This window comes from Streptomyces cellostaticus (genome assembly GCF_001513965.1).
Lineage (GTDB): Bacteria > Actinomycetota > Actinomycetes > Streptomycetales > Streptomycetaceae > Streptomyces > Streptomyces cellostaticus.
The window spans coordinates 1-10,062 of record NZ_KQ948080.1; the positions used below are offsets into that span (position 1 = coordinate 1).

At 73.5% G+C, this 10,062-nt stretch carries 2 protein-coding genes; both read left to right on the plus strand.

Annotation, left to right across the window (positions count from 1 at the left end):
* Positions 1–2,977, plus strand: a 2,977-nt coding sequence (locus AQI88_RS41820; protein ID WP_208616092.1) for a type I polyketide synthase, incomplete at its 5' end; no start/stop codon positions are given.
* A gap of 34 nt (positions 2,978–3,011) precedes the next feature.
* Positions 3,012–10,062: type I polyketide synthase (locus tag AQI88_RS41825; protein ID WP_159050573.1), on the plus strand; the 7,051-nt coding region annotated here is incomplete at its 3' end.

The window sequence follows — 10,062 nt, forward strand, 5'->3', positions numbered from 1 at the left end:
CACCGAGGCCGGTGCCGTCGCGGTGGTGACCGGTTCGCTGCGGCGCGAGGAAGGCGGCCTGCGCCGTCTGCTGGCCTCGATGGCGGAGCTGTTCGTGCGTGGCGTGCCGGTGGACTGGAGTGGCGTACTCCCGGCCGATGCGGCCAAGTCGGCGCGGATCGACCTGCCGACGTACGCCTTCGACCACCAGCACTACTGGCTCCACACGGCACAGACCGCCACCGACGCGACGTCGCTGGGGCAGGCAGCGGTCGACCACCCGTTCCTCGGCGCCATGGTGCACCTTCCCCACTCCGACGGACTGCTGTTCACCTCGCGTCTGTCGCTGAAGTCCCACCCCTGGCTCGGTGATCACCTCGTCGGTGGAGTCGTCGTCCTCCCTGGCACGGGCCTGGCCGAGCTGGCCGTACGGGCCGGTGACGAGGCAGGCTGCGGCATCCTGGACGAGCTGGTGACCGAGGCGCCCCTCGTGGTGCCCGAACAGGGTGGCGTACGGGTCCAGGTCGCCGTGGGCGGGCCGGGCGAGAACGGCTCGCGCACCGTGGAGATCTACTCCCAGCGCGAGGACGCGTCCGGTGACGGGGAGACGTGGACGCGGCACGCCACCGGCACGCTGTCGGACCCGGCTTCGAACCGAGGGCCGGAATTCGACTTCGCCGCCTGGCCGCCGCTCGGCGCGGAGCCCGTCGAGGCGGGCGACTTCTACACCGGCCTGGCCGAGCAGGGTTACGAGTACGGTCCCGCGTTCCAGGGCGTGCGCGCGCTGTGGCGGCGCGGCGAGGAGCTCTTCGCCGACGTCGCCCTGCCTGAGGAGCAGCGCAAGGACGCCGTGAAGTTCGGCATCCACCCCGCGCTGCTGGACGCCGCCCTGCACGCCCACACGCTCAGTGGTGCGACGGCGGACGGCGACACGGTGCGCCGGCCGCTCGACTGGAACGGCCTGGTGCTGCACGCCGTGGGGGCCTCGGCGCTGCGGGTGCGGCTGCTGCTCGACGGGTCCGACGTCCTCTCGCTGGAGGCGGCGGACGAGGCCGGCGGCCTGGTGGTGTCGGCGGACTCGCTGGTGATGCGGGCGCTGTCCGCCGAGCAACTGGCGGGCTCCGGTGACTCGGCGGTCGCCGATTCGCTGTTCCGGGTGGACTGGACCGAGCTGCCCTGGACCCAGGGCGCCGCGCCCGCGCCGTCGTGGGCGCCGGTGGCCTCGGCCGAGGACGTGGCGGCTCTGGCCGGCAGCGCCGAGGCTCCGGCGGTGGCGGTCCTTCAGGCCGTCGGTGGCGACGGCGAGGACGCTGTGCTGGCGCTGACCTCCCAGGTCCTGGAAGTGGTCCAGGTGTGGCTGAGTGCCTCCGCTCTCGAGCGGTCGCGCCTCGTGGTGCACACCCGGGGTGCGGTGCCCGCCGGTGACGGTGTGGTGAGCGACCCGGCCGGAGCGGCGGTGTGGGGTCTGGTGCGTGCCGCGCAGGCCGAGAACCCGGACCGGATCGTTCTGCTCGACACCGACCCTGCGGCTCCGGTTTCCGGCGACGGAGCGGTGCCCGTCCTGGGCGCGGTGCTGGCCGCCGGAGAGCCGCAGATCGCGGTGCGCGGCACGGTCCTCTCCGTACCCCGCCTCGCTCGCGCGACCGCTCAAGTTCCGGACGCAGCACCGGTGTTCGGCCCGGAGGGGACGGTTCTGATCACGGGTGGTACCGGATCGCTGGGTGCGCTGGCGGCCCGGCACCTGGTCTCCCGGTACGGCGTACGCCACCTCGTCCTCGCCAGCCGTCGCGGCCCGGACGCCGAGGGTGCGCGGGAACTGGTCGCCGAGCTCACCGAGCTGGGCGCGGAGGTCTCCGTCGCGGCCTGTGACGTGTCCGACCGCGACCAGGCGCAGGCCCTGCTGGCCTCGGTGTCCGACGAGCACCCCCTGCGCGGTGTGGTGCACACGGCCGGTGTCCTGGACGCCGGTGTGATCGGGGCGCTGACTCCGGAGCGCCTGGCGCGGGTGTTCGGGCCGAAGGTGGACGCCGTACGCCACCTGGACGAGCTCACGCGCGGTCTGGAGCTGGACGCGTTCCTCGTCTACTCCTCGGTCTCGGCCGTCTTCATGGGCGCGGGCAGCGGCAGTTACGCGGCGGCCAACGCCTTCCTGGACGGCCTGATGGCCACGCGCCGGGCGGCCGGTCTACCCGGCCTGTCCCTGGCCTGGGGCCTGTGGGAGCAGACCAGCGGCATGGCGGCCAACACCGACGACCTCACCCGGTCCCGGATGAGCCGCCGCGGTGGCCTGAAGATCATGACCCTGGCCGAGGGCATGGAGCTGTTCGACGCCGCGCTGGGGTCCGAGCAGTCGCTCCTCGTGCCGGCCAGGCTCGACTTGCGGGCCGTACGCGCCGAAGCGGCGGCGGGCGGCGGCGTGCCGCACCTGCTGCGCGGCCTGGTCCGCGCGGGCCGGCAGCAGGCGCAGACGGGATCCGCCAGGGACGGCGAGCTGATGCGCCGCCTCGCCGGGCTCCCCGCCGCCGACCAGGAGAAGGCTCTCGTCGACCTGGTGCGTATCCAGGCCGCGTCCGTGCTCGGGCACGCCGGGCCGGACGGGGTCCGGCCGGACACGGCGTTCAAGGACACCGGGTTCGACTCGCTCACGTCCGTGGAACTGCGCAACCGGCTGCGCGAGGCGACGGGTCTGAAGCTGCCCGCCACCTTGGTCTTCGACTACCCGAACCCGCAGACCCTGGCCCGCCACCTGCACACCGAACTGTTCCCGGACGGCGGCGCGGCCGCCCCGGACGTGGACGAGGCACGACTGCGGCGCGCACTCGCCTCGCTCCCGCTCGCCCGGTTCCGGGCAGCCGGACTGATGGACGCCCTGGTCAAGCTGGTCGCCCTCGGCGACGGCGAACCGGCGATCGGCGCGCTGGACGACGCCGACGACGAGACGGCGATCGCCGACCTGAACGTCGACGATCTCGTGCAGCTGGCGCTCGGCGACAACTAACCCTGCGAGACCGCTGAAGGATTGGGGAAATCAAGTGAGTGCGTCGTACGAAAAGGTCGTCGAGGCGCTACGGGCATCGCTCGAAGAGGTCGGCTCGCTGAAGAAGCAGAACCGTCAGCTCATCGACGCTTCCCGGGAGCCGGTGGCCGTGGTGGGCATGGCGTGCCGCCTGCCCGGCGGGGTGGCGGGTCCGGAGGACCTGTGGCGACTGGTGCGTGACGGCCGCGACGCCGTGACGGGGTTCCCCGAGGACCGTGGCTGGGACCTGGAGGGCCTGTTCGACCCGGACCCGGAGCGCGCGGGCACCACCTACACCAGCCAGGGCGGTTTCCTCCACGAGGCGGGCCTGTTCGACGCGGGCTTCTTCGGGATCTCACCGCGTGAGGCGCTGGCGATGGACCCGCAGCAGCGGCTGCTCCTGGAGGCCTCCTGGGAGGCCCTGGAGAGCGCCGGTGTCGACCCGGTCTCGCTGAAGGGCGCCGACGTCGGCGTGTTCTCCGGCGTGTTCGGCCAGGGCTATGTCGCCCCCGGCGCCAGCGTGGTCACTCCGGAGCTGGAGGGCTTCGCGGGCACGGGCGGGTCGACGAGTGTGGCGTCGGGCCGCGTGTCGTACGTCTTCGGCTTCGAGGGCCCGGCCGTCACCATCGACTCGGCCTGCTCGTCGTCGCTGGTGGCGATGCACCTGGCCGCGCAGGCGCTGCGGCAGGGCGAGTGCTCGATGGCCCTGGCCGGCGGTGCGACGGTGATGGCCAACCCCGGTGCTTTCGTGGAGTTCTCGCGCCAGCGGGGCCTGGCCACCGACGGCCGCTGCAAGGCGTACGCGGACGGCGCGGACGGCACGGGCTGGGCCGAGGGCGTCGGCGTGGTCGTGCTCGAGCGCCTGTCGGTGGCCCGGGAGCGCGGCCACAAGATCCTGGCGGTGCTGCGCGGCAGCGCGGTGAACCAGGACGGCGCGTCCAACGGCCTGACGGCTCCGAACGGTCCCTCGCAGCAGCGGGTGATCCGTGGCGCCCTGGCCAGCGCGGGTCTGAGCCCGGCCGATGTGGACGTGGTCGAGGGCCACGGCACGGGTACGGTCCTCGGCGACCCGATTGAGGCGCAGGCGCTGCTCGCGACGTACGGCAAGGGCCGCGATCCCCAACAGCCGCTGTGGCTCGGCTCGTTGAAGTCGAACATCGGGCATACGCAGGCGGCGGCGGGTGTGGCCGGTGTGATCAAGATGGTGCAGGCGCTGCGGCACGGTGTGATGCCCCCGACGCTGCACGTGGATGCGCCGACGTCCCAGGTGGACTGGTCGGCGGGCGCGGTGGAGCTGCTGACCGAGGGGCGGGAGTGGCCGCGCGAGGGCCGTCCGCGCCGGGCGGGCGTGTCCGCGTTCGGCGTCAGCGGGACCAATGCGCACCTGATCCTGGAGGAGGCGCCCGCCGAGGAGCCGGCCGCCACGGAGACGGCGCCTGGTGGTGCGGTGCCGTTGGTGGTGTCGGCGCGCGGCGAGGCTTCGCTGGCGGGCCAGGCCGAGCGGCTCGCCGGGTTCATCGAAGCTGCCGAGGGGGTGTCGCTGGCCTCGGTGGCCGGGGCGCTGGCCTCCACTCGTGCGGTGCTGAGTGAGCGTGCGGTGGTCGTGGCCGACTCGGACGAGGAGGCGCTTGCCGGGCTGCGCGCGCTCGCGCGTGGCGAGAGCGCGGCCGGTGTTGTCTCCGGTTCGGGGACGCCGGGCAAGGTTGTGTGGGTGTTCCCGGGGCAGGGCTCGCAGTGGGCGGGTATGGGCCGGGAGTTGCTGGAGTCGTCGCCGGTCTTTGCCGAGCGGATCGCTGAGTGCGCGGCTGCTCTTGAGCCGTGGATCGACTGGTCCCTCGTCGACGTGCTGCGCGGGGATGCTGCCCCGGAGTTGCTGGAGCGGGTGGATGTGGTGCAGCCCGCCAGCTTCGCGGTGATGGTCGGCCTGGCTGCCGTGTGGTCCTCGGTCGGGGTTCGTCCCGACGCGGTGCTGGGGCACTCGCAGGGTGAGATCGCGGCTGCGTGTGTGTCCGGTGCGTTGTCGCTGGCGGATGCGGCGAAGGTCGTCGCGCTGCGCAGCCAGGCCATCGCGTCCCAGCTGGCCGGGCGTGGCGGCATGGCCTCGGTCGCCTTGACCGAGAGCGAGGCCGCCGAGCGTCTTGAGCGCTGGTCGGACCGGGTCGAGGTCGCGGCCGTCAACGGCCCCACCTCGGTGGTGATCGCCGGTGACGCCGAGGCGCTGGACGAGGCACTTCAAGCCCTCTCGGACGACGGTGTCCGGGTGCGGCGCGTCGCGGTGGACTACGCCTCGCACACCCGCCATGTGGAAGACATCCGCGACACGCTCGCCAAGACGCTGGCCGGTATCGACGCCCAGGCGCCGACGCTGCCCTTCTACTCCACCGTCACCGGCGCATGGCTCGACCAGGCCGACGTCCTGAACGGCGACTACTGGTACCGCAACCTGCGCGGCCAGGTCGGCTTCGGTCCGGCCGTGGCCGAGCTGATCCGCCAGGGCCACAACGCCTTCATCGAGATCAGCGCCCACCCGGTCCTGGTCCAGCCGATCACCGAGACTCTCGACGAGAGCGACACCGGCACCGACACGGTGGTGACCGGCTCGCTGCGGCGCGAGGAGGGCGGCCTGCGCCGCCTGCTGACCTCCATGGCCGAGGTGTTCGTGCGCGGCATCCCGGTGGACTGGACGGGCACTCTGCCCACCGGAGCTGCCTCGAGGGGCGTCGACCTTCCCACGTACGCCTTCGAGCACAAGCACTACTGGCTGCAGGAGACCGGACCGGCGACGGACGCGGCGTCCCTCGGGCAGGCGGCGGCCGATCACCCGCTGCTCGGCGCCGTGGTGCGGCTGCCGCAGTCCGACGGCCTGGTCTTCACCTCGCGCCTGTCGCTCAAGTCCCACCCCTGGCTGGCCGACCACGCTGTCGGCGCAGTCGTCATCCTTCCCGGCACGGGTCTGGTCGAGCTGGCCGTACGCGCCGGTGACGAGGCCGGCTGCGGTGTCCTGGACGAGCTCGTGATCGAGGCACCTCTCGTGGTGCCGCAGCAGGGCGGCGTACGCGTCCAGGTCGCCGTGGGTGCGCCGGACGAGAACGGCTCGCGCACCGTGGAGGTCTACTCCCAGCGCGAGGACGCCTCCGACGACGCAGAGGCGTGGACGCGGCACGCCACCGGCACGCTGTCGGCCGCGCCGTCGGCGCAGGAGACCGAGGTCGACTTCGCCGCGTGGCCGCCGCAGGGCGCCCAACCCGTCGAGGTCGGCGACTTCTACGGCGACCTGGTGGAGCGCGGCTACGGCTACGGCCCCGCGTTCCAGGGTGTACGGGCGGTGTGGCGGCGCGGCGAGGAGGTCTTCGCCGAGGTCGCTCTGCCCGAGGAGCAGCGCAAGGAGGCCGGCCGGTTCGGTATCCATCCGGCGCTGCTCGACGCGGCCCTGCAGGCCGCCACGATCGGGAACGCGGCGGGCGCGGAGGCGGACGACTCCGGGGCGCCGGTGCTGGCGTTCGCGTGGAACGGCCTGGTGCTGCACGCCTCGGGCGCCTCGGCGCTGCGCGTGCGGATCGCGCCGAACGGTGCGGATGCGCTGGCGGTCCAGGCGGCCGACGAGGCCGGCGGTCTGGTGGTGACGCTGGACTCGCTGGTGTCCCGGGCGGTGTCCACCGATCAGCTGGAGGCGCCGGTCGGCACGGCGGCCGCCAACGCGCTGTTCCGGCTGGAGTGGAGCGAACTTCCCCCGGTTCCGGGATCGGAGCTTCCGCCGTCGTGGGTGCCGGTGACCACGGCCGACGATGTCGCGGCCGTGGCCGCGAGCGGTGCCGCACCGGCGGTGGTGGTCCTGGAGGCCGTCGGCGGCGACGGCGAGGACGCCGTACTGGCCCTGTCCTCCCGCGTGCTGGGCGTCCTGCAGACGTGGCTGGCCTCGGACGGCCTCGAGGAGTCGCAGCTGGTGGTGGCGACCCGGGGCGCGGTGCCCGCCGGTGAGGTCGCGGTGACCGACCCGGCCGGAGCGGCGGTGTGGGGCCTGGTGCGCGCCGCCCAGTCCGAGAACCCGGACCCCTTCGTCCTGCTGGACACCGACCCCGCCGACGAAGGCGGCGTGGACTCGGTCCTGGACTCCCTGCTGGGCCCGGTGGTGGCCAGTGAGGAGCCCCAGGTCGCCGTCCGTGGCACGGTCATGTCGATTCCCCGGCTCGGCCGCCCCACCGGTCAAGTCGCCGACACCGCCGCGACGTTCGGGCCGGAGGGGACCGTTCTGATCTCGGGCGGCGGGTCGCTGGGCATGCTGGCGGCCCGGCACCTGGTCGCCCGGCACGGGGTGCGGCACCTGGTCCTTGCCAGCCGCCGTGGCCCGGAGGCCGACGGCGTACGAGAGCTGGAGGCCGAACTCGCCGAGCAGGGAGCGGTGTTGTCCGCCGTGGCCTGTGACGTCTCCGACCGGGAGCAGATCGAAGCCTTGCTGGCCGCGCTGCCGGACGAGCGCCCCCTGCGCGGTGTGGTGCACACGGCCGGTGTGTTCGACGACGGGCTGATCGGGGCGCTGACCGCGGAGCGCCTGGCCAAGGTGTTCGCGCCGAAGGTGGACGCCGTACGCCACCTCGACGCGCTCACGCGCGGCCTGGAGCTGGACGCGTTCGTCGTCTACTCCTCCGTGGCGGGCCTCTCCGGCGGTGCCGGCCAGGGCAACTACTCGGCGGCGAACGCCTTCCTGGACGGTCTGATGAGCAGCCGCCGGGCGGCGGGTCTGCCCGGCCTGTCCCTGGCCTGGGGCCTGTGGGAGCAGTCCCTCGGCATGGCCGGCCACCTCAGCGCCGTCGACCAGGCGCGGGCGAGCCGCAGCGGTGTGCTGGAGATATCGGCGGCCGAGGGCATGGAGCTGTTCGACGCCGCTCTCGGGTCCGGGCAGGCACTCCTCGTGCCGGTCAAGCTGGACCTGCGGGGCGTGCGAGCCGACGCTTCGGCGGGCGCGGCAGTGCCGCACCTGCTGCGCGGTCTCGTACGGACGGGCCGGCAGCAGGCTCGCGCGGCGAGCACCGCCGGCGACAACAAGCAGCTCTCCGACCGGCTGGCCGGACTCACGGCCGCCGAGCAGGAGGCGCTGCTCCTCGACCTGGTGCGGTCCCAGGCAGCCGTCGTGCTCGGCCACAGCGGGGCGGAAGACGTCCGGCCGGACACCGCGTTCAACGAGGCCGGGTTCGACTCGCTCACCTCGGTGGAACTGCGCAACCGGCTGCGTGAGGCGACCGGCCTGAAGCTTCCCCCCACGCTCGTCTTCGACTACCCCACCCCGCTGGCCCTCGCCCGCCATCTGCGTGAGGAGTTCGGCGACGTGGCGGCGCCGCAGTCGGCGGTGCCGACGGCACCGGCGGTCGCGGCGGCCGACACGAACGAGCCGCTCGCCATCGTCGGCATGGCGTGCCGGCTGCCCGGTGGTGTCTCCTCGCCCGAGGAACTGTGGAAACTGGTCGTCGACGGAGTCGACGCCGTCTCGGACTTCCCCGAGGACCGTGGCTGGGACCTGGAGGGCCTGTTCGACGCCGACCCGGACCACGCAGGCACGTCGTACACCAGCCAGGGCGGCTTCCTGCAGGGCGCGGGCCTGTTCGACGCGGGTTTCTTCGGGATCTCGCCGCGTGAGGCGCTGGCCATGGACCCGCAGCAGCGGCTCCTCCTCGAAGCCTCCTGGGAGGCTCTGGAGGGCGCGGGCATCGACCCGATCACGCTCAAGGGGTCGGACGTCGGCGTGTTCTCCGGCGTCTCCGGCCAGGGCTACGGGACCGGTGCGATCGCACCGGAGGTCGAGGGCTTCGCGGGCACGGGGCTGGCGTCGAGTGTGGCGTCGGGCCGGGTGTCGTACGTCTTCGGTTTCGAGGGCCCGGCGGTGTCGGTGGACACGGCGTGCTCGTCGTCGCTGGTGGCGATGCACCTGGCGGCCCAGTCACTGCGGCAGGGCGAGTGCTCGATGGCGCTCGCCGGCGGCGCGATGGTGATGGCCACGCCCGCCACCTTCATGGCCTTCTCGCGGCAGCGGGGTCTGGCCGCCGACGGCCGGTGCAAGGCGTTCGCGGATGCCGCGGACGGCATGGGCCTGTCCGAGGGCGTGGGCGTCGTGGTCCTGGAGCGCCTGTCGGTGGCGCGCGAGCGCGGCCACAAGATCCTGGCGGTGCTGCGCGGCAGCGCCGTCAACCAGGACGGCGCGTCCAACGGACTGACGGCCCCGAACGGCCCCGCGCAGCAGCGGGTGATCCGCAAGGCCCTGGCCAGTGCCGGGCTTTCCCCTGCGGACGTGGACGTCGTGGAGGGCCATGGCACGGGTACGGCCCTGGGTGACCCGATCGAGGCGCAGGCGCTGCTGGCGACGTACGGCCGGGACCGGGATCCCCACAAGCCGCTGTGGCTCGGCTCGTTGAAGTCGAACATCGGCCATGCGCAGGCGGCCGCGGGTGCGGCCAGTGTCATCAAGATGGTGCAGGCGCTGCGGCACGGCGTGCTGCCCCCGACGCTGCACGCGCAGCAGCGCACGTCCCAGGTGGACTGGTCCGCGGGTGGGGTGGAGCTGCTGACCGAGGCCAGGGAGTGGCCGCGTGAGGGTGCCCCGCGTCGAGCGGGTGTCTCCTCGTTCGGCGTCAGCGGGACCAATGCGCACCTGATCCTGGAGGAAGCGCCCGAGCAGGACGAGGCGCCTGCCGCGCAGGCACAGCAGCCGCTGGTGTCCGCGGACGTGGTGCCGTTGGTGGTGTCGGCGCGCAGTGCCGGTTCGCTGTCGGGTCAGGCCGGTCGGCTTGCGGCGTTCATCGAGGGCGCCGGTCAGGTGTCGCTGCCGGGTGTCGCCGGGGCGCTGGTCGCCGACCGGGCGCTGCTGAGTGAGCGTGCGGTGGTCGTGGCCGGCTCGGACGAGGAGGCGCTTGCCGGGCTGCGCGCGCTGGCGCGTGGCGAGGATGCGGCTGGTGTCGTCTCCGGTTCGGGGACGTCGGGCAAGGTTGTGTGGGTGTTCCCGGGGCAGGGCTCGCAGTGGGCGGGTATGGGCCGGGAGTTGCTGGAGTCGTCGCCGGTGTTCGCCGAGCGGATCGCGG